This window comes from Roseibacillus persicicus (genome assembly GCF_014651675.1).
In the GTDB taxonomy this organism is placed as follows: domain Bacteria; phylum Verrucomicrobiota; class Verrucomicrobiia; order Verrucomicrobiales; family Akkermansiaceae; genus Roseibacillus; species Roseibacillus persicicus.
Genome location: NZ_BMXI01000019.1, coordinates 69,780 through 91,468 on the forward strand (window position 1 = coordinate 69,780; position 21,689 = coordinate 91,468).

Annotated in this window: 18 protein-coding genes; 10 read left to right on the forward strand and 8 right to left on the reverse strand. The window is 55.6% G+C overall.

Annotation, left to right across the window (positions count from 1 at the left end):
- Nucleotides 1-3 precede the first annotated feature (3 nt).
- Together IE099_RS18510 and IE099_RS18515 are read right to left on the reverse strand one after the other, a co-directional pair.
- Nucleotides 4-1,107: a hypothetical protein gene (locus IE099_RS18510; protein ID WP_189573486.1), complete on the reverse strand. Its 1,104-nt coding sequence runs from the start codon at nt 1,105-1,107 to the stop codon at nt 4-6.
- The gene (locus IE099_RS18515) at nt 1,107-3,590 is read right to left on the reverse strand and encodes a transglycosylase domain-containing protein (RefSeq protein ID WP_189573501.1); all 2,484 of its coding nucleotides are present in this window, start codon (nt 3,588-3,590) and stop codon (nt 1,107-1,109) included. Before IE099_RS18515 ends, IE099_RS18510 begins: the two co-directional genes overlap by 1 nt.
- Nucleotides 3,591-3,683: 93 nt before the next feature.
- On the opposite strand from IE099_RS18515, the gene IE099_RS18520 reads away from it, so the two are divergent.
- A complete protein-coding gene (locus IE099_RS18520) occupies nt 3,684-4,718 on the forward strand; it encodes a class I SAM-dependent methyltransferase (RefSeq protein ID WP_189573504.1) in 1,035 nt (344 codons plus the stop codon).
- A gap of 39 nt (nt 4,719-4,757) precedes the next feature.
- Nucleotides 4,758-6,152 (forward strand): sulfatase family protein, encoded by a 1,395-nt coding sequence (locus tag IE099_RS18525; protein WP_189573507.1) that lies wholly within the window; start codon nt 4,758-4,760, stop codon nt 6,150-6,152.
- Between the two features lie 46 nt (nt 6,153-6,198).
- Here IE099_RS18525 and IE099_RS18530 read toward each other — a convergent pair whose 3' ends face one another.
- On the reverse strand, nt 6,199-6,696 hold the full coding sequence (locus IE099_RS18530; protein ID WP_189573511.1) for a CHRD domain-containing protein: 498 nt from the start codon (nt 6,694-6,696) through the stop codon (nt 6,199-6,201).
- Nucleotides 6,697-6,890: 194 nt separating this feature from the next.
- Here IE099_RS18530 and IE099_RS18535 point away from each other — a divergent pair, with 194 nt between their 5' ends.
- Genes IE099_RS18535 through IE099_RS18545 form a run of 3 tightly spaced genes read left to right on the forward strand, consistent with a single transcriptional unit; the run spans nt 6,891 to nt 9,747 of the window.
- On the forward strand, nt 6,891-7,403 hold the full coding sequence (locus IE099_RS18535) for an Hcp family type VI secretion system effector (RefSeq protein WP_189573514.1): 513 nt from the start codon (nt 6,891-6,893) through the stop codon (nt 7,401-7,403).
- A gap of 23 nt (nt 7,404-7,426) precedes the next feature.
- A complete protein-coding gene (locus IE099_RS18540; protein ID WP_189573517.1) occupies nt 7,427-8,308 on the forward strand; it encodes a type VI secretion system tube protein Hcp in 882 nt (293 codons plus the stop codon).
- Complete coding sequence (locus IE099_RS18545; protein ID WP_189573519.1) at nt 8,305-9,747, forward strand: methyltransferase; 1,443 nt, start codon at nt 8,305-8,307, stop codon at nt 9,745-9,747. The genes IE099_RS18540 and IE099_RS18545 overlap by 4 nt, the downstream gene beginning before the upstream one ends.
- Here IE099_RS18545 and IE099_RS18550 read toward each other — a convergent pair.
- Complete coding sequence (locus IE099_RS18550) at nt 9,744-10,793, reverse strand: Ca2+-dependent phosphoinositide-specific phospholipase C (protein WP_189573521.1); 1,050 nt, start codon at nt 10,791-10,793, stop codon at nt 9,744-9,746. The two genes, IE099_RS18545 and IE099_RS18550, sit on opposite strands and share 4 nt — an antisense overlap.
- Before the next feature lie 98 nt (nt 10,794-10,891).
- Between IE099_RS18550 and IE099_RS18555 the strand changes: the two genes are divergently transcribed.
- Nucleotides 10,892-12,175, forward strand: a complete 1,284-nt coding sequence (locus tag IE099_RS18555; RefSeq protein ID WP_189573524.1) for a DUF4832 domain-containing protein — start codon at nt 10,892-10,894, stop codon at nt 12,173-12,175.
- A 10-nt stretch (nt 12,176-12,185) separates the two neighbouring features.
- Here IE099_RS18555 and IE099_RS18560 read toward each other — a convergent pair whose 3' ends face one another.
- The 3 genes from IE099_RS18560 to IE099_RS18570 are packed head-to-tail and all read right to left on the reverse strand — an operon-like array spanning nt 12,186 to nt 16,389.
- The gene (locus IE099_RS18560; protein WP_189573526.1) at nt 12,186-13,337 is read right to left on the reverse strand and encodes a PQQ-dependent sugar dehydrogenase; all 1,152 of its coding nucleotides are present in this window, start codon (nt 13,335-13,337) and stop codon (nt 12,186-12,188) included.
- 51 nt (nt 13,338-13,388) lie between these two features.
- Nucleotides 13,389-15,941, reverse strand: a complete 2,553-nt coding sequence (locus tag IE099_RS18565; RefSeq protein ID WP_189573528.1) for an endonuclease/exonuclease/phosphatase family protein — start codon at nt 15,939-15,941, stop codon at nt 13,389-13,391.
- A 58-nt stretch (nt 15,942-15,999) separates the two neighbouring features.
- Nucleotides 16,000-16,389, reverse strand: a complete 390-nt coding sequence (locus IE099_RS18570; RefSeq protein WP_189573529.1) for a Dabb family protein — start codon at nt 16,387-16,389, stop codon at nt 16,000-16,002.
- 107 nt (nt 16,390-16,496) lie between these two features.
- On the opposite strand from IE099_RS18570, the gene IE099_RS18575 reads away from it, so the two are divergent.
- Complete coding sequence (locus IE099_RS18575) at nt 16,497-18,404, forward strand: glycoside hydrolase family 2 protein (protein ID WP_189573532.1); 1,908 nt, start codon at nt 16,497-16,499, stop codon at nt 18,402-18,404.
- 5 nt (nt 18,405-18,409) lie between these two features.
- Here IE099_RS18575 and IE099_RS18580 read toward each other — a convergent pair whose 3' ends face one another.
- A complete protein-coding gene (locus IE099_RS18580; RefSeq protein ID WP_189573535.1) occupies nt 18,410-19,015 on the reverse strand; it encodes a rhomboid family intramembrane serine protease in 606 nt (201 codons plus the stop codon).
- A gap of 300 nt (nt 19,016-19,315) precedes the next feature.
- Between IE099_RS18580 and IE099_RS18585 the strand changes: the two genes are divergently transcribed.
- From IE099_RS18585 to IE099_RS18595, 3 genes are all read left to right on the forward strand, one after another.
- Nucleotides 19,316-19,543, forward strand: coding sequence for a hypothetical protein (locus IE099_RS18585; RefSeq protein WP_189573537.1), 228 nt, complete (start codon nt 19,316-19,318; stop codon nt 19,541-19,543).
- Between the two features lie 311 nt (nt 19,544-19,854).
- Entirely contained in the window at nt 19,855-20,466 is a 612-nt protein-coding gene (locus IE099_RS18590; RefSeq protein WP_189573540.1) for a type II secretion system protein, read from the forward strand.
- 216 nt (nt 20,467-20,682) lie between these two features.
- A complete protein-coding gene (locus tag IE099_RS18595) occupies nt 20,683-21,627 on the forward strand; it encodes a phosphotransferase (RefSeq protein WP_189573543.1) in 945 nt (314 codons plus the stop codon).
- The last annotated feature ends 62 nt before the right edge of the window (nt 21,628-21,689 follow it).

Sequence of the window (21,689 nt, forward strand, 5' to 3'; positions counted from 1 at the left end):
GGACTAGAGGCCGAGCACCCAGCCGGATTGAATCAGGTCGGTAATGAGGACTTGATTCTTGGCGACCACGTTGTCGGGGTAGCGGATCTTCGCTACGAAAGTCTGCCGGCCTGCGCCAATTCGGGGGAGTTGTTCCTTGAGGGGGGAGTCAATCGGGAGATAGCCAAAAAGCACCGGGTCGTCGGCTGAGCGTTCGAGCTGATAGCACAGCCACTTGCTGTCATCGCGAAATTCAAAGTTGAAGTAGAAAGCGCGGCTGGCGGTCAGGCGCACGACGGTTGGTTTCTTGATTCTTTCGTCTACGAAGGTTTCCCAGGGGATTTCGCAATATCCAACCCAGCTTTCCCAGTCGACGAGGGGGCCTTTGTCCGTGATTTCCACCGCAATGGGCTTGGTGATATAGTTTTCCAGAATCACATCGAAACTGGTGAACCGTTTGGCCACTTGGGCCGTCCCATCGTCGTTGATTCTGCGGAATTTTTCCGGCTCGAAGGGCTTTTGCGCGTAGTAGGCGGTCACGAGCGGCATCACCCGATCCGCGTCACGAATGAGAGGGGCGAAGTCTTCGATTTTTTCACAAGATAAGAAATTGCGAGCCGCTTCCCGGGCGTTCTCGAGGTCGGCGGAGTTGACCTGTAGGAGCTTGTTCGAACTGCCCGACTGTGCTGAGGCGGTGATTCCATCCGAAGGTTTTCCCTGAAATTTTTCGGCCTTGAAGACCTTTTCGCCGGAGGGTGATGGAGCTTTGGATGCCCCTCGGTTTTGCAGAATGAAAAAGATTCCGACTGCTACCAGGATCGAGAAGATAAAGAAAGAGGCCAACAGCAAGCCGCCCGAGCCAGAGTTGTTCTCTTCGGTATTCTGCTTCCGCGAATCCCAATCCTCTTCTTTTGGGCGCGCTCTGGGAGTTCTCTCCAAGGGCTCAATGACGCGCGGCTCTTCTTTGACTTCACGGTGGGGGAGCAAACTCGGCGTGTCGCAGAGGGGGCACTCGACCTTGCCCTCCCGATCGGTTGGGGCGCGAAATAACCCGCGGCAGGCGGGACACATGAAGGGAGCCCATTCTCCTCTGGAGGAGAGACCGGTGCGCGCGTTTTGCTCGTTCATCACTCGTCGGAAATTTGGATGCGCGGCGGTGGGCGCAATCGGATGGTCGCCTCCCGTTCGCCGCGTCTTGTTTCTTTGGCGACGAAGCCCATACTTTCTTGCCCGGGGCCTTCACTGGCTTCCCCTTCCTCATCCGAATCTTCTTTTTCCACTGACGTCGGGACCTTGGCGTCGTAGGGGTCGTCTCCCAAAAGCGCGGTCGCCAGCACCGGGATTGGAGAGACCGAGAGCCGGCGTTGGCGCAGCTCTTCGGTATCGGGAGCAAACTCGCCGGAGGGTGTCACGCCGCCTTCGCCATGCACGGGGCAAAGGCCGACCTCCGCCTCGCCTACCCGGAGGTATTCGGGATACGAAGTCGAAGCCAGACTGACCCCTGATTCAGGATCAAAGACGCTATCATAGCAGTAGCGGGTCACCTTGCGCCCCGAGCGCTCGCAAAGTCCCACGGCGGTGAGAGTGGGGGGCATCTTGATGCGTTGGCCGGGGAACTCGTTGGCAGCCACGTTCATGGTGCGGGCCCAAATGGGGAAGGCGAGGTCTTTGGCGAACGCGAAGTCGTAAATCGGCTTTCGCCCCTCCAAGAAGCCCACCCAGACCCCGCAGGTGACTTCGCCATTGTAGCCAACCGACCAGGCGTCGGAGAAATTGTGATTGGTGCCGGTCTTGACGGTGGCGAACTCTGGCTCAACCAGCTGACCGGCCCGGTCAGTCAGATTCCCGTGATGGGTCGTGTCGGAGAGAATGGAGTGGATCTGGAAGGCGGTCGAAGACGAGCAGAGCTCCATGGTCTGGGACTTGGAGTTGGGGGCCCGGTAGACGATATTGCCTTCCAAGTCCTTAATCATCTCAATGTAGTAGGGCGACTCCGGTGCATTGCCGTTGCGGGCAAAGGCGGAATACATTCGGGTGACCTGCCAGAGGGAGTTTTGTTCCCAGCCCAACAAGAGGCGGGCCAGCATCTCGCCAGACTCAATGGGGAGGCCGAATTTGTTGGCCTGCTCGGCTACAGTGGAGATTCCGACATCGATGCCCAGGCGCACGGTGGCTGCGATTTTCGAATCTCGAAGCGCTTTGCGACAGGTGATGTCTCCCTCGCAGACGGGGTCCATGATCTCGGCTCCCCATTCACCCAGAATGCCCTCCGTGCCACCGAGAGCCACTTCCCGCAGGTCCATGTGAAAGTCCTCGACCAAGGTGGCCGGTGACCGTCCTTCTTCAAAGGCGGAGGCGTAAACGACGGGGAGGAAGGCGGTGCCGATCGGGCGGCGGCCGGACTCGATGAAATCGTATTGCGAGTGCAGATATTCGCGGCCCCCCACGTGGGCAATGACCGCGCCGCTGCTGCTGTCGACGACCATGACAGCTCCCTGGAGATATCCGGGGGAGGCTTGGCTTTCCCTATCGTGGGCGGAGAGCAACGGGTGGTCGTAGCCTTCCGTTTGTTCAATTTCCAGCAGCTGTTCACGCAGACTCTTGCGGGCGGCTTCCTGAACATTCTTGTCGATAGTGGTATAGATGGAGAAACCACCCCGCGACATGGCATCATCGCCCACGACATCGCGGGTCAAGGCGACAACTTTTTCATAAAGGTGGGAAGTGCCTCGACGCAGAGGTCGGGGATTGGTCACCACCGGTTCCTCACAGAGTCGCTCGTATTCTTCGCGAGTGGGAATGGTGCCTTCCGCATACATGCGGGCAAAGACGTGGTTGCGATCCTTGCGGTTTCGCTCCGGGTTGCGGATGGGGTTGATGTAGAGTGGGTTCTTGATGCACGCTACCAGCGAGGCGCTTTCGGAGAGGGTCAAGTCCTCGGGCTCTTTTCCAAAAAATCCCAAAGCCGCCGCCCGCACGCCGTAGTAGCCTTTCCCGAAGTGCACCCGGTTGAGATACATCTCCAGCAGCTTGCGCTTGTTCGTCAGGCGCTCGTCGGGGGAGACATCGCCCACGTATTTTTTCTCGATTTCCAAGGCGACGAAGGACTCCACGATCTTTCGCTCGATCCCGGACTCACCTCGCTCTTCGGCTTCCTTCTGAAGGTTGAAGGCGTTCCGGGCCAGCTGCATCGTAATGGTGCTGGCACCCTGGGTAGTCTCGCGGGCCTTCACGTTTAGCCAAACGGCTCGGGCGACCCCTTTCCAATCCACACCCTTGTGCTTCCAAAAGCGCTGATCCTCCTGTGCGAGGAGGGCATTGATGAGGACGGATGGGACCTTGTCGATGGTGACCAGGGAGCGGTTCTCCTCATATGAACGGCCGATCAGGAGGCCGTTGCGGTCAAAGATTTGACTGGGGATTTCGACATCGTCGACCTTGTCGTAGTCGTAGTTGCTGAGCGCCCGCTCGCGGTATTCCTTCAGGACCAATTGGTCGAAGAGCAGCACGGCCAGCACTCCCAGGAGCGCGCATACCAGAAAGAAAATGTAGAGACCGCGCCGCTTATAAAAGGGAGGCTTGGTCTTGCGTTGGTTTCGCTTCTTGTTCATGAGAAAGGAATGCGGCCCGATAGTGAGCGCTCTGGCGCACAGTCTTACCTAGGAGAGGGCGCGGGGGCAACTGCGCGTTTGACTGAAGAAGTCATGGCCATAATCGCCACCGAGGGGTCGATTTCGTTTCGAAAATATTTCGATCTCGTCCTCTACCACCCCGAGTGGGGCTATTATTCACACCCCAAGCAGTCCCGCACGGGGAAGGAGGGCGACTTTTTCACCGCAGTGTCGGTCGGCCCCTTGTTCGGGCAAATCCTGGCTGAGTATGCTTTTTCCTCATGGGAACGGCAGGGGAGGCCTTCCATTTTTCGCATTGTGGAATGGGGCGCGGAACAGGGTGATCTTGCGAAAGACATTCTAGCTGCTGGGACGGGAATCGGGGGATGCTTTGGCCAAGCCTTGCACTACGCGGTGGTCGAGCCCCTGCCGCAGAAGCGGACAGCGATGGCCGAGGGCTTGGAGAATGTCGAGGTGGTGGCGGAGGCCGCCGAGCTCGGGGCCCAGCCGGGACTGGTGATTGCCAACGAGCTGATCGACGCCCTTTCTTTTTGGCTGATTCGCTGGGAGAAAGGCCAATGGTGGGAAAAGCGGGTGACATCTGCAGGGAACGGACTCGTCTTCGAGCTGGCCAAACCCTGCGCCGGGCTTGAGGGCAGGCTTTCCATCGTCGCGGGCCGATTCGAAGAAGGCTACGAGAGCGAGCTCCGTCCTTCCTTGGCGGATCTACTCGCGGAAATGAAATCAGTGCTCACCGGGGGGGAAGTTTTGCTCTTCGACTACGGGTTTGAGCGCCCGGACCTCTACCACCCCTCGCGAACCACGGGTACGATTCGAACCTATGGCAGTCATCAAGCGGGCGAAGACCCTCTGGTGACTCCCGGTCAAATCGATATCACCGCCCATGTGGATTTCACCTCTCTAGCCGAAGATGCGCGCTCCGTCGGGCTGCAGCCTGCTCTTCTGGAGAGTCAGGGCCACTTTCTCACACAAGCCGCCACCCGCTTGCTCACCCGGATGGACGGTCAGGTGGATCCTTCCTTCATCCGGCAATTTCAAACTCTCACCCATCCCGCGTATCTTGGCGCCAAGTTTTCTGTTTTTCGTGCCACGCTAGGGAGCGAATGATTGAAAGCTTTCCGCTTCATGAGCGTCCTGTTTAACAGGATGAAGCGTCTACTATCTGTCACATTCTCGCTGGTTCTTCCGCTCTTTGCTGAAAAGCCCAACATTGTTCTCATCTTCTGCGACGACCTTGGGTACACCGACTTGAGCTGTCAGGGGGCCACGGGCTGGAAGACGCCGAATATTGATCGCTTGGCTGGAGAGGGTATCCGCTTCACTGATTTTCATGTCTCTCAAGCGGTTTGCTCGGCTTCGCGGGCATCTCTCCTGACGGGATGCTACGCCAATCGCATCGACTTCGCGGGGGCGCTGGGGCCAAAGAATCAGAATGGTCTTCACGACGATGAAGTGACCTTGGGTGAGATTTGCCAAGAGGCTGGTTACGCAACCGCCGCTTATGGAAAGTGGCATCTCGGCCATTTTCCTCAATATCTTCCCATCCATCATGGCTTCGACGACTACTTTGGATTTCCCTACTCCAATGATATGTGGCCCAGCGGTCCGATCGAAGTGAAAGGCCATTATCCTCGTCTGCCATTGATTGAAGATGATGAGGTGATCATCACCGTCGAGGACCAAACCTATATGACCAAATGGCTGACCGAGCGGTCGGTTCGGTTCATAAGGAAGAATCACGAGAAGCCCTTTTTTCTCTACTTGGCCCATCCCCAGCCGCACGTTCCGCTTTATGTTTCTCCGGAACGACAGGGAAGCTCCGAACAAGGTCTCTATGGCGATGTCATTCAGGAGATTGATTGGTCTACGGGGGAGATCTTGCGCACTCTTGAGGAGCTAGGGCTGGCGGACAATACCTGGGTGATTTTTACCAGTGATAATGGTCCCTGGATGACCTATGGCAATCATGGCGGCACGGTGGGGCCTCTCCGGGGAAGCAAGGGCACCAGTTGGGAAGGCGGGGTGCGGGTGCCCTGTGTGATGCGCTGGCCCTCCCGGATTCAGCCCGGTCAGGTTCGAGATGATCTCTGGGCTACGATTGACATCCTGCCAACCTTCGCGGCGCTTCTTGATGTTCCCTTGCCGGAGCACCCGATTGATGGGGTGAATGCCTGGCCCATGATTTCCGGGGAGAAAGAGGGGCCGGTGCAAGAGGCCTACTTCTATTATTATGGACAAAATAATCTCGAGTCGATGCGGATGGGTCCCTGGAAGTTGATCTTCCCCCACAAGTGGCGTGATGAGCGGAGTCAGCCGGGGAAGGATGGCTTGCGTGGAACCTACCTTTGGCCGGAGGCCGGGCTAGAGCTCTACAACTTGGAGGACGATATCGCGGAGTCCATCAATGTGATCGAGCAGCATCCCGATGTCGTGGCGCGGATGCAAAAGCTGGCGGAGGAGATGCGCGCTGATTTGGGAGATGACTTTCAGAAAAGAAAAGGCCCGGGAAGAAGAACGGGTGGGCGTTTGAAGAAAAGTTAGGAAAGCCGCCCGCTAGCACGGACGGCTTGGCTGAAAAGGTTATGGCTCAAGCTCTCCGACGGAGGAGAAGAATGGGGAGCGCGCCAAGGGCAAGTAATGATGCGCTGGGCTCGGGGACAGGAGAGACCTCAACTTGTCCGCGCACTTCACCACCGCCGAAATCTGAGGTGTGGATATTGAGATACCAATTGCCAGCCAAGAGATTGGTCTCGAGAGTTTCCGATAACGTTTCCGAACCCATTTGCGGGCTTGTCCAAGGACCGGCGACCGCGAGTTGCACCCCACCGGTTGCCCCGGGAGCGCCCAGATGAAAGTGCATGTTGGTCACTGCGGAAGTGAGGTCCATCCAAGTGATGCTGTAGTTGAGTAGATTGGTTGAATCATCGTAGTCACCGCTAATGGTTCCGCTGCCACTGCCAACATTCGAGGCATTGGTGGTGGCTTGAATCGGGTCGATGGTCCCCGACAGGATGTAGGTTGCCGCGTGGCTGGAGGTGATTCCGGCAGTTCCGATGAGTGCGATAAGGGATAGTTTCTTTTTCATATGGGTTTGTCTGGTTGGGTGAAAATCTTGGAAGCGTACCGAAAGATTCACCCCTGATTGGACCCTATGACAGGGGGGCGTGGCAATTGTTTAATCCCTAAACCTTTCCGAAGTGAGTCGAAAAAATTGAAGTTTTTTTGTCAAGTCGCTCATCTATTTCGGTAGTCGCTAGTGAACCACTTAGAGAAATCATTATGAAAATCGGAAAAATGTCGAAGTCACTTGCTCTGGCCGCTCCCCTTGTCGCGCTTGCTCCTACGGATGTGGATGCCGCAGCCTACATCAAGATTGGAGATATCAAAGGGGAAGTGACCGCCCCTGGATTCGAAGAATATGTAAAACTGGACTATTTCAAAATCGAGATCGATGGGGTGACCAATAACAATAAGTTTGGGATCCCCACCATCTCCTTTCCAATGGACAAGGCTTCACCCAAGTTGATGCTAGCCTGCGCGACGGGCGAGACCCTGGAAGAGGCGACCGTTGTTTTCACCAAGCAAACTGCAAATGGGACGGAGGAGGCTTATTATAAAATCACCTTCAGTAATGTGCGGGTGCTCAGCTACAAGAATGAGCGAAAGGAAGAGAGTAATATCCCATTCGATTCCCTGACCCTGGGATACACCGAGGTGGAGTGGACCTACTATGTTTTTAGTAGTTCGGGTTCACTTGCCGACACAATTTCATCGGGCTCCTTCACCAGGTAATCTTAAAGTAGAAAGGAGTTTCCATGAAGTTAGCCTCATTTCTCCGAGCCTGTGTCGTCTGGCTTGTGTTGGCGCAATTCTCTTCTGCAACGAGGATTTACATGAAGATTGGAGACATCAAGGGGGAGGCAATGCATCCGGACTATCCTTCTTGGATTGCGGTCGATACTCTTGAATTCTCTGGCGCTTTTTTCAACGGGACGGCCGGCTCCTTTACTTTGGTCAAATCCCCTGACCGGTCATCTCCGAAGCTGGTGCGTGCATTGGAAGGGAAGCGCTATTTGAAGCGGGTCACGGTGGCTTTTCTCAAAGGCGCTCCAAATGATGCGACCGGAGAAGGCCTTGAGTTCGCGCGCCTCCTCTTTCGTGATGTTGTGGTGGAGGCCTGTGAGCAGGAGACTGCGACGGGCGAGTCCGGCGAGCCTGTGTGTTTGGAAAAATTTCAGCTCAGCTTTTGTGCAGTTCTCTTCCGCTACGAGAGTGATTTGGGGGATGCTGAGGCAACGTATGCCGATCTCGATAATGGGGTCGATAGTGACAGTGACGGCATGACCGATCGCTTCGAGGATTTCTTTGGGCTCGATAAAACAAGCGATGATGCCGACCTCGATAGTGACGGGGATGGCTTGACCCATTTGGACGAATTCCGGCTCGGGCTCAACCCCCGCCTGTCTTCCTCGTCCTTTGTGCCGGTGGGAGACTCAGACCCTCAGGAGCCAGGTCGCTTTCGTCTGACGTGGGCCACGAAGCCCGCGAAATCCTACGACATCTATGCAACCCCTGATCTCACGAAGGAGCCAGTTTTTCTCCGCCGGGTGCAAGCCAGTGAGTTGGATACCTCGGTTAGTTTTCTGCGGGAACAGGCCAGGGGATTTTTCTCGATTCGAGAAGTGGTCGAGCGATGAATCATGATTTGTTGGGCCGCTGGTCTCCGGGTCGGTTTCTTGGAGATCTTGCTTCGGGGCGCTATACGGAGAATGAGTTGGAAGCGTTTCGTTGCTTGGATGCCATTCAATTTCGGCCCCGGTCGGAGGCTCAAGAGCAGCTCTTGAGGCTGTTCTTTTCTGGAGAAAGTTGTGCCAGGGAGTCGGCTGAAGAGGCTCTGCCTACTTCGTTTGACGAGTTGGTGGATCTTGGAATTCTCGAGGAAAAGGGAGAACGGGTTCGTTCTCACTATCGTATTCGAGCTTACCCCGAGGGTTACCTGGCGGAGGACTTTCCGAAGCGCCTGCTTGATTCCCCGGAAGACTTTGTGATGGGAGTGGCGCCCACAAGCCGGATGGTTCGGAAATTGATCCCCGATATCGAACCCGACAGTGTGCTGGATCTCTGCTGCGGTGGAGGGTGGATTGGATTGACTGAGGCACTGGCGGGGCGTGAGGTGACGGCCTGTGACTTGAATCCCCGGGCCTTACAAATCGCTGAACTTAATCAGCGCCTGCTGGGTGGTCCCGAGATTTCCTGGCGGCAAGGCGCTTGGTTGGAACCGGTTGCGGGAGAGCGCTTCGATCTCATCGTGGCCAACCCGCCCTTCGTGCAGTCGCCGGGAGGTTCCTCTGTTGCTCTGGACACTCCGGAGCAAGAGAATGTGGCGACTGCTCTGCTTCCCCAGCTGGCCGAGCATCTCAATCCCGGGGGCTTTGCTTGCATGCTATTGGATTGGCAGTTTGCCTCATCGGACAGGTGGCAGGCTATACCGGCAGCTGCCATCCCTGATTCCGGAGTGCAGTCCTTGCTCTTCGAGGTTCAACGAAAGTCACCTGAAGAATATGCTCACCATTGGCTGGGACAGGATCCACGCTTCCAGGACGATGATGCCCGGAGGCCGGAAATTCGGCGGTGGGTGGAATACTACGAGCGTCGCAGGACCCGGGGAATTTCTTCTGGATTTGTGATTCTGAGAAAGTGTGAAGTGGGCGAGGAATTTCACTTTGAGGAGTCGCGCGGAATCACTCACTTTCTTCCGCAAACGGGAGAAGAGATAGGGCGTTTCTTTCGGAACCAAGGTTGGTTGCGAAATCACTCGGGTAGCCTTCTCGATGTCAACTTCACCCGTGTGAACGGGATTCGCAAAACCGAAGGGGCGGTCATGGGGCGCGAGGGATGGGAGACTGATACGATGCAAATCACCAGCCCGGCTTGTCTACTGTATGACGGCCATATTGATCCCGCCTTGCTTCGCATCCTTGAGGCAGCCTCCGAAGGGATTCCGGTGAGAAGTGTCCTCGACGAACTGGCGGGGATGGTGGGGGCCGATTCGCAAGCAATAGCCCCACAGGTCGAAGAACTCGTTCGTGAGCTCCTGATCCGCACATTGATTATACCCGTCGAACGGAAAGATTAATCCTTACGAAAGCGATAAAATTCCTTGGCTCCATTGGGTAGTTCGACAGCGTAAGTAGAGAAATCAGGGTTCGCGACGGGGTAGTCGGTGCTGATGAACTGGGCTCCTGACGCGAAGGCTTTTTCCCGGCGTGAGGTATCATTGTTGCGGGCTTGGATTGTGCCGGAATCGGCCCGGGTTCGGATGAGATAGCCTTGCTTGGAGAGTTTTTGAATTGTGTCGAAATCTTTGAAAGGGTCGTTGAGCTTGAACCAGGCGCTGGAGGGGTGGTCGGCTGAAGGGCAGGAAGGAAAGAGTAGACGGCCTTTGACGAGTGGATCGGGTTCCAGATAACTGCTCAAGACTTCGTTGGTATTGTCGAGTGCGAGAATGATCTTTCCCCGAGCCTGTTGCAAGGTGGGCCATCCATCCTCGCGAATGGCAGTGCGGAGGTCTGGGTGCTCTCCCCGCACGCGGTCGGGGGTGAGGAGGTGTTCGGTCGGGAGGACCGTGAGAATTTCCTTTTCGAGGGCAAACAGCGCCTCACTTTGCCAATTGGAGGACGAGCCTTTGAGCTCTAAAAGCACCAGAATGGGAAAGTGGCTTGGGTTGGCCGTCGACCAGTCTCGCACCTCAGCAAGAGCTTGCGTCAGGGTTAGCACGGTGGTGCGAAAGTCGAAGTCCGGAAAATGCAGCACCTTGGTGCCCGGCTCCGACAGCAGATTGTCCGGATCTTCCAATGGAGTGACATTCTTCCCTGCCAGTTTGGCCAGCTTGAGTGCCATGGGGTCGGCGAATGCTCCGCCCTTGGGATCGGCGAAACAGTCGAGTTCGATTTGTCGAATGCCTGCATCAAATTGTTGCGGGAGAGGAGGGTGACTATACTCCAATCCTCTGACTTTTTTCTCCCCACTAACTTTGATGAAATCACGTTCCGCTTGCTTGGGAGCGATGTGATAGGAATTGTGAGTTCCGATCACTTGGCAGTCACTTATTGGCACGTTGAGATCAGGTTCTGCGGCAACTGCGGAGAGGGCGAGAGCGAGAGAAACGAAGAGAGTGATCACGCGCGAGAAGCTAGTCAGATGATGCGGCAAAGTGAAGAAGGAAGGCCATCAAAAGAGGCTCGATGGAAGATGGAGGACTCTTTCGTCGTAACTGCTTGATGCGCATTTTAATTCTACTCGTCGGCTTGTTTCATGGAGCGGAAGCCAGGGAGTATCAGTATGCGCCCGCGCCGGTGGACAACCCTTTGAAAGGCTTTGTCCCCTATGTGGAAAGCGCTCGGAACGCGGACTTTCCTTGTGCGATGGAGTTTCGCTACTTCGCCTTGGATGAGTTGATGAAAGGGTGGGGTCGTTATGATTGGACTCCTCTGGAAGCGACTTTGGAAGAGGTGAGGGGCCGGGGGAGACAGCTTTGTTTTCGGGTCTATTCGGAATATCCGGGAAAGGGGAATCGCGTCCCGGGATTTTTGGAGGATGAGGGCGTCAAGGTGGTCAGGTGGGAGGGCGACAATACCTACGAAGCCACGAATTATACTCCCGATTATGAGAGTCCGAATTTTCGCAAAGCCATGAAGGAGTTCATCGCTGCTTTGGGGGAGAAATACGATGGGGACGAACGTGTCGGTTTTGTCACAATTGGATTGTTAGGGAGTTGGGGAGAGTGGCACAACTATCCGCGCAATGATCTGTGGGCCTCCAAAATGGTGCAGGGTGAGGTCATGGACGCCTATGAAGAGGCTTTTCAAAAAACGAAAGTGCTCCTGCGCTATCCGGCGGGGAAAAATGATTCGATCTACGAGAGCAATAGCGAACGCTCCTTCGGCTATCACGACGATTCTTTTGCTTGGGCCACGCTTGATACGGGAAAGGAAGAGGACGGTTGGTACTTCGTTCCCAAGATGAAAAAAGCCAAAGCGGAGGACAGGTGGAAACGTCAACCGATCGGGGGGGAGTTGCGGCCGGAACTGTGGGAGTCCAGCTTCACCAGCAAGCCCCATCCCAAATCCCAGGACTTTGCGAAGTGTGTCGAAGAAACCCATGTTTCCTGGCTCATGGATAGCGGCCTTTTCAAAGCCGGCCTGAGTCAGGAGAGACGCCAGAATGCAGAAGCAGCAGTCCGGCGCATGGGCTATGAGATTCACCTCGCATCAGCGAAAGTAGTTGATGGGCAACTGGTGGTTGAATTTGAGAACCGAGGGGTTGCTCCGTTTTATTATCCGTGGCCAGTCGAGCTCTTGGTTGGGGAGGAGAAAGTGGACCCGGGCTGGGATCTCATGAAGGTCAGTAGCATGGAAGGTTACCAAGCCCTCACCGAGCTTCCTGCGACTTGGGAAGGTCAACCAATGAGGCTGCGGGTGAAAAATCCCATGGAGAATGGTCGCCCTCTCAAGTTTGCCAACAAAGAGCAGGGCGATGTTTGGTTGGAGCTGGGGGAATTCTGAAAATGTCCGATTAGTCGACAATCTTCCAGACTGCCCCGCCACCCATCTCGACCACATACTGTTCCTGATCCGCATCGATTCCGAAGGACGCGAGTTGGGTGAACTTTTTGCCATCGGGGCGGGCAAGAGTTTCGGTGAGATCCTGATGATTGACCGCCTTGCCATTCTTGTAGGTGAAGGACCAGATGCGGGGATTGATGTGGTCGCTGTAGAGGTATTGCCCTTGGAGTTCTTTGACTGAACCCCGGTAGACATAGCCACCATTGATGGAGAGCCCCTCGTAGTCGCCCATGCCATGCTTGTAGACTTCGACAGGGTCGATGGCTCCTTTGGGCTTGGCTCCACCGACTTTCTTTGCAGGGGTTTCGATAAGACCCTCACGCGGGCGCCACCCAAAGTTGGCTCCATTGAGTTGCTTGATGTTCACCACGTTGATTTCCTCCCATTTGTTTTGTCCCACGTCGGCGATGTAGAGGTCCTCTCCATCCCAGCTGCAGCGCCAGGGATTCCGTAGACCATAGGCGAAAATTTCAGGGGCTTCCTGGCTCCCGGTGAAAGGGTTGTCTTTGGGCACCTCATAACCTTGCGAGGGGGAGACATCGATGCGGAGAATCTTACCTAACAAGTTGCTGAGATCCTGGGCGTTGGCCTTGGGGTCGTTGGCTGCTCCGCCATCACCGGTGCCAATGTATAGCATGCCGTCGGGACCGAATTCCAAGTAGCCGCCATTGTGGTTGCCATAGGGTTGTTCCAAGGTCAGAAGCGATTCCATGGAGTCCAGGCTGCAAGTCTTCGCATTCTTGGGATCGGAGACGGTGAAGCGGACGATCTCATTATCTCCCTTTTTGTTGGAAAAGTTGGCGTAGAACCGACCGGACTCCGGGTAGTCGGGGGCGAAAGCCAATCCCAGAAGACCCTGCTCATTGTGCTTTCGGGTAACCTTGGAAGAGAGGTCGAGGAAAGGCTCGGCAAGTGTTTTGCCGCTGGCTTGATCGTGGAGAAAGACCTTACCCGCCTGCTCGACGATAAAGAGGTGATTGGCGTTGTCTGGACGGGATGTCACGAAGATTGGACGCTCGAAAGTGTCGCCGATTCGTTCCAACTTGGGAGCGGCTTGGAGAAGAAGGGGCGCGGCAAGGAGAGGGAGAAATAGGCGTTTCATGAGGTTCAGGAATTTAACGAATGAAGCATGGATGCTCTTTCCCGCAATCACTTAATTCGCCAAGCTGGCTTCCACGGTGAAAAAGGTGGGCTGGCTCTGATTGGGGCCGACGAGATAGGAGAAGGTCTCTCCCGTTCCCGTGTATGTGGCGAGAATTTGCAGCGAGGTGAGGTCGTCGCCGCTGCGGATCCGGTAGGCGCGTCCCAGAAGGGTGGGGAAGCTGAGTTCCAGCTGTCCTGCATTGTTCGGGTGGGTCTGGAGGCAAGCGACAAAGAGGGAGTTGGCATCAGTCGGGTCGGTGAGGGTGACGAGAACTTCCTCGCCATTGGTTTGTCCATCGCCATCGAAGTCCTCGTCCGCATCGGGAGTCCCGTTGCCATCGCTATCGGCGAGAAACGGGTTGGTTCCCAATTCGGCCTCAACCAAATCGGGTAAAAAGTCGTTGTCATCGTCCGGATCGCTCGAGTCAGGATCGCCATCGCTATCGTTATCAGGCGGCTCGGCTATGCAGACTGTAACGTTGTCGAAGGAGAAGGCCTGCGGCAAAGAGGAGGCCGTGCCATCGAAGGTCTGGCCGGGATTGGCTGCTCCGGGGGAAAATGGGCTCCCCAGGAACTCAGTCCATGTGAAGTCGGCATAGGCTGCCCCAGTGCCAGTCAGTCCCAGCGAGTCGGTGCCGATGGGATTGGAGGTCGATTGAGAGACCCCGATGTCCATAGAGGTCAGGGAGATCGCCGACCCATTGGTGGCAGTCGTGGTTCCTTCGTAGGAGATAAACTGGAGCACGCTTCCATCTGAAACCAAGGCCAGCCCATCGTTGCCGCCATTTTGCAAATCGCTCGAGGGCAACGCTTTCGAAAAAATCTGATAGCCATTGGAGAAAGAGGGAGAAGCAAAGTTGTCAAAGCTCGTGAGCGGATGGGAGCCGTAGTTGGAGCCGTTCTGATTGTAGAGTTCAACTACGAGGCCGGAGAGAGCACCGGTGAAGCCCGAGCTGACTACGACCTCGATGAATTCATCCTGATCCGTGCCCACATTGTCGTAGTGGAATTCATTGATGAAAGCTTCGTCGGGGGCCGTGCCCTCTATTGGAGTTCCTTTGGTGGCTGTCAGAGTTAGGGTGAAAGTCGAGCCTGCAGGAATGCTCAGACCCCCGAGGGTGGTCGAAAGCGTTTGGGAAAACGGAAGGGTGGTGGAAGGAGTCGCGGTGAAGGTGAGGTCGGGCAAGGGAATTGTTGAGCCCCCATCAATGCTCAGACTGGCGGTGAGGGTGTCGCTCGTGCCGGGATCGTTGTTGGTGAATTGTCTGATTAGGTAGTTGAGCTCGAGGGCTTCAATGGGCGCGGAGGTGTCGTTGGTATAGCTAGCCGTGAAGGTCGCCGGATTTTGCCCGCCAATCAGGCCGACCGAACGATCTCCGGCGGAGTCGAATGCATAGAGGGCCGGGCCATCCCCGCTCTGATACAGGCCAGCCCAATCGGCTCCCGCACTCGTCCATGCCGCGGGAGGAAAGTTTCCGCTGAACCCGTCAAAGGTCTCGACCACTTTTGGTTCGGCATCAGTGAGAGAGTAGGCGGTGAACAGGTCTTCGATTTCCAGGTCGGCAAAGACCGCGTAATGGTCAGAGGCGATTCCGGAGGTTTCGGCGGGAAGCGGGTCGCCGACTTTGGACAGACCGAGGGAGTTGGAAGAGTCGAGGGTAGAGCGGTAGATTTCCGAACCAACTTCGGCGATGGCGGGGGTGGTGAGTATGTAGTCCAGATTGGAGCCGCCTTGCGTAGTGACATCATTGCCATTGACCGCCCGGGCATCGATTGCGGTGAGTTGCCAAGGGGTGGGGAGATAGAAGTCGGGGTCTTGGGAGTAGGTCAGGGGCAGGGGAATCTCGGTGCCACGGTTCCAAGTCGAGGGAAGGTCCGCTGGCTCAGAGGTGTAGGTCAGGTCGTTGCTACGGGAGAAGTTGAAGTCGCCGAGGACAACGATGTTGTCGGTCTCGTTCAGGAGGTTGTTGTTTAGGTATTGGGCCAGACGTTCCATCTCGACGCATTGGCGGAAGCTGTCTTTTTGGGTGCTTCCGGCTTTATTGTGGAGGGTCACGATGGTGGTGGGCTTGGCAGCACCGGGGATATCGATAGTGATGGCAGGCATCGCTCGAGTGACATCCTTGGCTCGGCTGCCATTCGATCCTACCGAGCCGATAGTCTCCATATAGTCGCCGGTCCCAATCTCATCGACGGACTCGAAGGGATAGCGGGAAAGAATGGCGTTGCGGAGGCCGAAATCCAGAACGCCACTACTAGTAGGAATGATGACGTAGGGCAGTCCCAAGTCCGAGGCGAGAGAGTGCACATCGGAATTCGTATTCCCGTTCGTGCCGTTCGAGACGTCGGGATTGGCAAGCTCTTGAAGGCAGACCACGTCCGCATTGATGCGGAGAAGGATGTCGCGCACGGAGTTGTAGTCCGCGGTGCCAGGCTCGTTGAGCGCCTCGGTGACCGAATCGTTGGAATCGCGATTCGTCTCGATATTAAAGGTAACAACCCTCAGGGGAACCGAAAAAGCCCCGGTCGCGAGGAGCAGTACAAGGAAAAGGGGGCGTACCATGGGTCAATCTCTCATGGCACACACCCTGATGGTAGCGATTTTCTCGCTTGTTAGAGGATTATTTGGAGACGTAGTCCAAGACGAAGACCTTTTCCACATGCGGTTTGAACACCGCAATGAAGTCTTGGTGGGCTTGGTGAGGAGCATAAACCTCGAGACCTGCCTTATCCTTGAAGGTGACGACGAAGCAATGGGTGAAGCCTTGGTCCAAGCCTCGGGACTCGGGGATGGCGTGGCCCCACTCATAATCGACGATGGTATCGATCTTTTCTTCCAAGCTACCAAAGTGCTTCTCAATCTCGGCGACTTTTTCAGCGGAAGTGCCTTCCTTGAACTTGAACATCACGACGTGCCGGAAGTGACCGGCTTCAGCTTTGGGTGAATCCGCTTGGGCAAAGGATGAGACAGCGAAGAGGGCGAACAGTGTGGTTAAGAGTGCTTTCAGCATACCAGCACAGTCTCGGCTTCGATGACCATTTCTGCAAATGTTATGAGAAAAAATCGTGATCAATTTTGTAAAGGAGGTGACTCGGTGCGATGTGTAAGCACTTTCACATGAAGTTCACTTTCGCTATTGGCCTGCTGCTCATCCAATTACCTCTGGCTGCGGATCCTGATTTGGGCGATCATGCCAGTTTCGCCCACGCCATGAAGGTCGAGACCCGGATGGTTGATGGGGCGCCGGTGGTCTTTCAGTACGGCGAGGCGCGGCCGGATTTCGAAGCTTCGGAGGGGAATGAGTGGCGGTCCCGGACGAATCTCGATGGAGAGTGGCAGTTCCGTTTCGAGGGGCAGAAGGAGGAAAGGGTTGTTCAGGTGCCTCACAATTGGGAGGCGATGGAAGAGAGCAAGTTTTGGGACCAAGACGATACGACTTTTGAGAATCCAGCCCGCTTCAATGGGGCTGGCCACTATCGGCGAGTTCTATTTTGCGATAAAAAAGAGGACCGTCGCTACCGGCTGGAATTTGGGGGGGTGAGGGAGCGGGCGCGGGTGTGGGTAAATGGCAAGGAAGTCGCACAGCACGAGGGACTGGGAGCCTCCTTTTCCGTCGAGGTGACCGATGAGCTGGTATCAGGAGAGAACGAGGTGCGGGTCAAGGTCCTCCGGCTGGCCAATCACCGGAAGGGGGAGGACGGCAAGTGGCGTGAAATTGAGGGAATCCACACTCCATACCCCAAGGCCCCGGACTACTGGCCTTACGCGGGGATGACGGGTTCGGTGGCCCTGTGGGAGGAGAGCGAGGTCACGATTCGCAAGGTGCAGGTCCGCACCGAGGGCAACGAGCTCAAGGGGCGGGTGGTGATTTCCAATCGTTCTGCGAAAAAGCAAGAGGGGAAAATCACCTTGGCCAGTTCAGCCCTGGCCGACGGGACTTTCGAACGCCAGGTCTCTCTCGAGCCTGAGTCCGTGCGGGTGTTAGAATTTTCAGAGACCCTCGATTCGGAGGCCGGACGCTGGAGCCCTGCGGAGCCGAATTTGCATCAGCTGCAAATTCGCTTCCATGGGGCGGGGGAAATCGCGGACGGCACCGAACTGCGCTTTGGCTTGCGCGAATTCGGTGTGCAGGGCGAACAGCTGGTTCTGAATGGCGAACCGATTTTCCTGAAGGGGGTCGCGGCCTATTGCGAAACCGAGAAGGGCGCGGCCATCTCCCGGGAAGAGCATCGGGAAATTCTCGCTTTGGCAAAAGAGGCAGGCGCCAATTTCGTGCGCTTGCCAGTGCGGCAATGTGATCCGGTGGTCTATCAATTGGCGGACGAGATGGGGCTGATGTTGACGGGGGAATGGGGCGGCTTTTGGTATAAGGAAAAGTCCATGGACGCGCAGACCCGCGATCCCTTTTCGATCTTCCAGTCGATGGGTCGGGTTGCGGTCTGGGATTTGATGAACCGGCCATCAGTCGTTCTTTGGTGCACGAACAACGAGTGCCACCAGTTCTGCCCCGAGTATGAGCCTTTTGTGAAAATGAACCGGAGCCTCGTGCGCGAGATCGATGGGGGAATGCTGCCAGTGACATGGGCAGCCTGGCATCCACACTTTGGCGAGCCACACTTCGAGTGGGCGGACGTGGTGGGCTTCAACGAATATCGGGGAGCGATGGACTCTTTCGATGACCTGGAACCGGACATGAAATTGGTCCGCGAGCAAAACCCCGGCAAACCGATCATTATCATGGAAAATGGCTCGTGGGCCGAATTGGGACGACGGGGGAAGAAAGGCCAGCGGGGGACCGAGGATTGGCAGGCGGATCTGTTGCGTAGGCAGTGGGAGGTTCTCCGTCAGCACACACCGCCCTTGGCGGGATATACCTTCTGGACCTTGAAGGACTACCGCTCGCGCAAGACCTACACTGGCAATCGGAAAGCCAATGGCTGGAGCGGTATGGGAATGTATTCCGAAGGCTACGAGCCCAAGATGGCCCGTGATGTGTTCCGCGAGCTCGACTTTACAAGAGAATAGGGCGCCTAACTCGACCGCAGCGCCTGTGGTCTGGGCGCGACGAAAGAGGTCAGGAAAAGGCCGGTGATGAATCCTCCCAGATGCGCGCCGTGGGCCACCCCGGTGCTCGGTCCGACTACACCGGAAATGTCCAAGATAAAACCGACTACGGCCAGAATACCCAAGCGGGCGGGGGGGATAGGGTGAGCCATTGGAAAGATGTGCGGCCAAGGCAATTTCCACCGAACCGCCAAGCCCAGGTAGGCTCCCTCAAAGCCCATCACCGCACCCGAGGCTCCCAACGCGGGAACGGGACTACCCGAACGCAGAATGACGTCTCCAATGGAACCGGCAATGGCGGTGGCCAGAAAAAGGCCCAGCATCCAACGCCAACCCATGAGGTCCACAATCAAGCCCGCGAAGATCCAGAGAAAGAGCATGTTGAAGAGAATATGATCCCATCCCCCATGCATGAATGCGGCCGTGAGAAGGGTGGAGAACGTTTGCCAATCCGCAGCGGTCGCTTCTCCAGCCCGCAGATGTTCCCATGCCGCTTCGATTCGGGCGGGGAACGCCATCGCATCCGCCATCGCGCCAAAGCTGATCAGCTGGGCGACAAAAGTAGTCACCATAGCAATTATCAAGCCCAACAAGAGTTTCTGCCCCGAAGAAATCATCGGGGTGAGTGATACGTGCGTAGGCTCAAACTGCAAGTTTAGGCCCGAAAATCAAAGGCTCAGTCCCAGAATTCTAATTTTTATTAAAAAAATGTAAAAGTTGAATTTATGGCTGTGTTCGCATTTTACCTAATGATTATCAGCGAGTTACGGGCTCGATTAGTATAAAAAAACCGACAAAGTTTAACTTTTTTAAGAACGAGATTATAAAAAAATGTTGCCTATCGGGATCCGTTGGGTTAATAATCGGGCGTCATGGAATTCAAAGTAATCTTCATCGGGTTCGCCCTCCACTGCGTTCTCAACACCGTCTTGATTTGCAAGTCAGTGATTACGAAAGATCAGGAGGAGAAAGCCGAAATCGTAATGGTTCAGGAAGAGCAGCAAATGCTTCAGTCCTTGAATGATGGAAACGGCGACTTCAAACGCCTTCGTCTCCAGGTAGACAATACCGATGGAGAGACCTCAATTCTTGTTCGCTAGTTCCCTTTAAAGCCTGGCTGGCCGGACTTTCTAACAATTAGAAAATCAAGTTGGACCTTGGGCGAGGCGGAGGTTTTCCGTGGCACCCCGCTTTGATCGAGGCTTGATTGGCCCCTCTTTTTGAGGGGCTTTTTCGTATCTACATCTCTGAGGGCGGAAGCTTTTGAAGGGCGATTTTATCCTTTTCCAACCGGTCTCTTCCTTGAAAGAAAGGACCCTTTGTTCTATCTTTGCCTAAAGCGGCAAAACTCTGGATGGACAAGCAGGTGTTTTCTTTCCTAACTTTCAGGTCGCACAGCCAATTGAACACTATGAAAAATTCTCGCATTTCCTCTCGCAAGGGCTTCACGCTGGTGGAGCTACTCGTCGTCATCGTTATCATCGTGACGCTTATGGCCATTCTAATCCCTGTTGTGGGCAAGGTTCGCCAAAACGCGGTGAAGCTACAGGCCAAGAACGCTTTGACGACTCTGGTGACCTCGGTTGATACCTATTATTCGACCTACAACATTCTTCCCGCCAATTCACGTTCAGCGCCTTCGGAAGATACCGAGGTGGAAACCACCGAGCCGATTATGTCTGTCCTCGCTGGAATCAACGTTGATGGGATGAACAAGAAGGAACAGGTCTTCTATTCTGGTGAAGCGGCCCGGGGCTCTTCCAAGAACTCGGCTTTCAACGGACTCTGGCTCGATAACAACACTGCGGAGCTCTATGACCCATGGCGCAAGAAAGGGAATAATCGCGGATACATTCTCCTTCTCGACTACGGCTACAACGAGAAGCTCGATGACCCCTTCAAGCCCGGTCGCATCATTGCCCGTCGCGCGGTGGGTTGGTCCAGCGGTAAGGATGGCGAGTGGAATCGCTCGGGAGCGAAGGCTGGAGCGAACAAGGACAACGTTTATTCTTGGTTCAACTAATTCTCTGCGGCTTCTGACCGCCGAAACACTTTTTGGAAGAAAGGCTCGCTACGGCGGGCCTTTTTTTATTTCAGCAAGGGTTCGCCGGGCGCTGCGTGTCGTGATTTCACCCATGGGAGACATTGGGACGGGGGAGTCGGCACACACAATTTCTCTTCCTACCATTGACAAAAGCGTCACTCTCCGTTTCATCATCGCCTTCATCTCCCGTTCCCCATGGCCGCCGACCTCCTTCTAACTGCAATCCGCCAGCACCTCGACCTTTACCCGACTCACAAGGTGATTCTCGAGCCCATCACCAGTGGCGCATCCGGCCGGACCCTTGCGCGGTTAAAGCCGGAGGGCCATCCCACCTTTATCGGTCTGCACTATACCGATGAGCGGGCAGACAATGCCTTTTTCCTCCCGATTGCCGCCTTTCTGAAGTCGGCCAAGCTGAACGTGCCTCTCGTGATTTATGATAATCCGGGCAAGGGCCTGGCTCTGGTGGAAGATCTGGGAGAGCAGGACCTTCTTTCGCTCAAGGACGAGCCCTATGAGGTCCGCGAACCCTATTATCGTTCGGTTTTTGCCCAGTTGGATAAATTGGCTTTTACGAAAGTTCCCAAGGACCTCGAGATGATGCCTCCCTTCACCGCGGAGACCTATGAGTGGGAGCAAAACTACTTCATCGACCACTTTGTCGGCGATTACCTGGGCCGCGATGGTGACGACCTCCGCGAGAGCGAGGAGTTGAAGTCCCTGAGCGCCCGTCTCGGCAAGAGCCACCGGCACCTCGTTCATCGCGACCTGCAGTCGCAAAACATTATTCTTTCCGAGGGAAAAGCCTACCTCATCGACTTTCAGGGAATGCGCTGGGGTCACCAGGAGTATGATCTCGCATCTTTCCTCTATGATCCTTACATGGACCATAGCGCCGAGGACCGCGAACGGATGCTGGATCTTTGGGAAGATATTACCGAAGAGCGCCCCATTCCCCAGCTCTTGCGCGATTGTGCCATTCAGCGGCTCATGCAGGCCTTGGGTGCCTATGGCAACATCGTGGAGAACTACCACAACGATTGGTATCGCACCCACATCCCCGTCGCGGTTCGCTTACTCAAGGAAGTGATCGCGGACTCGGAATTCGAGGATGTTCTCGGGCCGTTCCTGGATGTGTGATTTCGCTCGGCCAAGGATTTTACAGCCCTTGGCTGTTCGGCATCCAAAGCGATTGAGCGCGG

Bases quoted from the DNA above. Each gene is read 5' to 3' on its own strand.
- IE099_RS18585 (WP_189573537.1), top strand. From the start codon at position 19,316: ATGGAATTCAAAGTAATCTTCATCGGGTTCGCCCTCCACTGCGTTCTC.
- IE099_RS18540 (WP_189573517.1), top strand. From the start codon at position 7,427: ATGAAGTTAGCCTCATTTCTCCGAGCCTGTGTCGTCTGGCTTGTGTTG.
- IE099_RS18575 (WP_189573532.1), top strand. From the start codon at position 16,497: ATGAAGTTCACTTTCGCTATTGGCCTGCTGCTCATCCAATTACCTCTG.
- IE099_RS18545 (WP_189573519.1), top strand. From the start codon at position 8,305: ATGAATCATGATTTGTTGGGCCGCTGGTCTCCGGGTCGGTTTCTTGGA.
- IE099_RS18530 (WP_189573511.1), bottom strand. From the start codon at position 6,696: ATGAAAAAGAAACTATCCCTTATCGCACTCATCGGAACTGCCGGAATC.
- IE099_RS18565 (WP_189573528.1), bottom strand. From the start codon at position 15,941: ATGGTACGCCCCCTTTTCCTTGTACTGCTCCTCGCGACCGGGGCTTTT.
- IE099_RS18590 (WP_189573540.1), top strand. From the start codon at position 19,855: ATGAAAAATTCTCGCATTTCCTCTCGCAAGGGCTTCACGCTGGTGGAG.
- IE099_RS18525 (WP_189573507.1), top strand. From the start codon at position 4,758: ATGAAGCGTCTACTATCTGTCACATTCTCGCTGGTTCTTCCGCTCTTT.
- IE099_RS18595 (WP_189573543.1), top strand. From the start codon at position 20,683: ATGGCCGCCGACCTCCTTCTAACTGCAATCCGCCAGCACCTCGACCTT.
- IE099_RS18535 (WP_189573514.1), top strand. From the start codon at position 6,891: ATGAAAATCGGAAAAATGTCGAAGTCACTTGCTCTGGCCGCTCCCCTT.
- IE099_RS18580 (WP_189573535.1), bottom strand. From the start codon at position 19,015: ATGGTGACTACTTTTGTCGCCCAGCTGATCAGCTTTGGCGCGATGGCG.
- IE099_RS18570 (WP_189573529.1), bottom strand. From the start codon at position 16,389: ATGCTGAAAGCACTCTTAACCACACTGTTCGCCCTCTTCGCTGTCTCA.
- IE099_RS18515 (WP_189573501.1), bottom strand. From the start codon at position 3,590: ATGAACAAGAAGCGAAACCAACGCAAGACCAAGCCTCCCTTTTATAAG.
- IE099_RS18555 (WP_189573524.1), top strand. From the start codon at position 10,892: ATGCGCATTTTAATTCTACTCGTCGGCTTGTTTCATGGAGCGGAAGCC.
- IE099_RS18520 (WP_189573504.1), top strand. From the start codon at position 3,684: ATGGCCATAATCGCCACCGAGGGGTCGATTTCGTTTCGAAAATATTTC.
- IE099_RS18560 (WP_189573526.1), bottom strand. From the start codon at position 13,337: ATGAAACGCCTATTTCTCCCTCTCCTTGCCGCGCCCCTTCTTCTCCAA.
- IE099_RS18510 (WP_189573486.1), bottom strand. From the start codon at position 1,107: ATGAACGAGCAAAACGCGCGCACCGGTCTCTCCTCCAGAGGAGAATGG.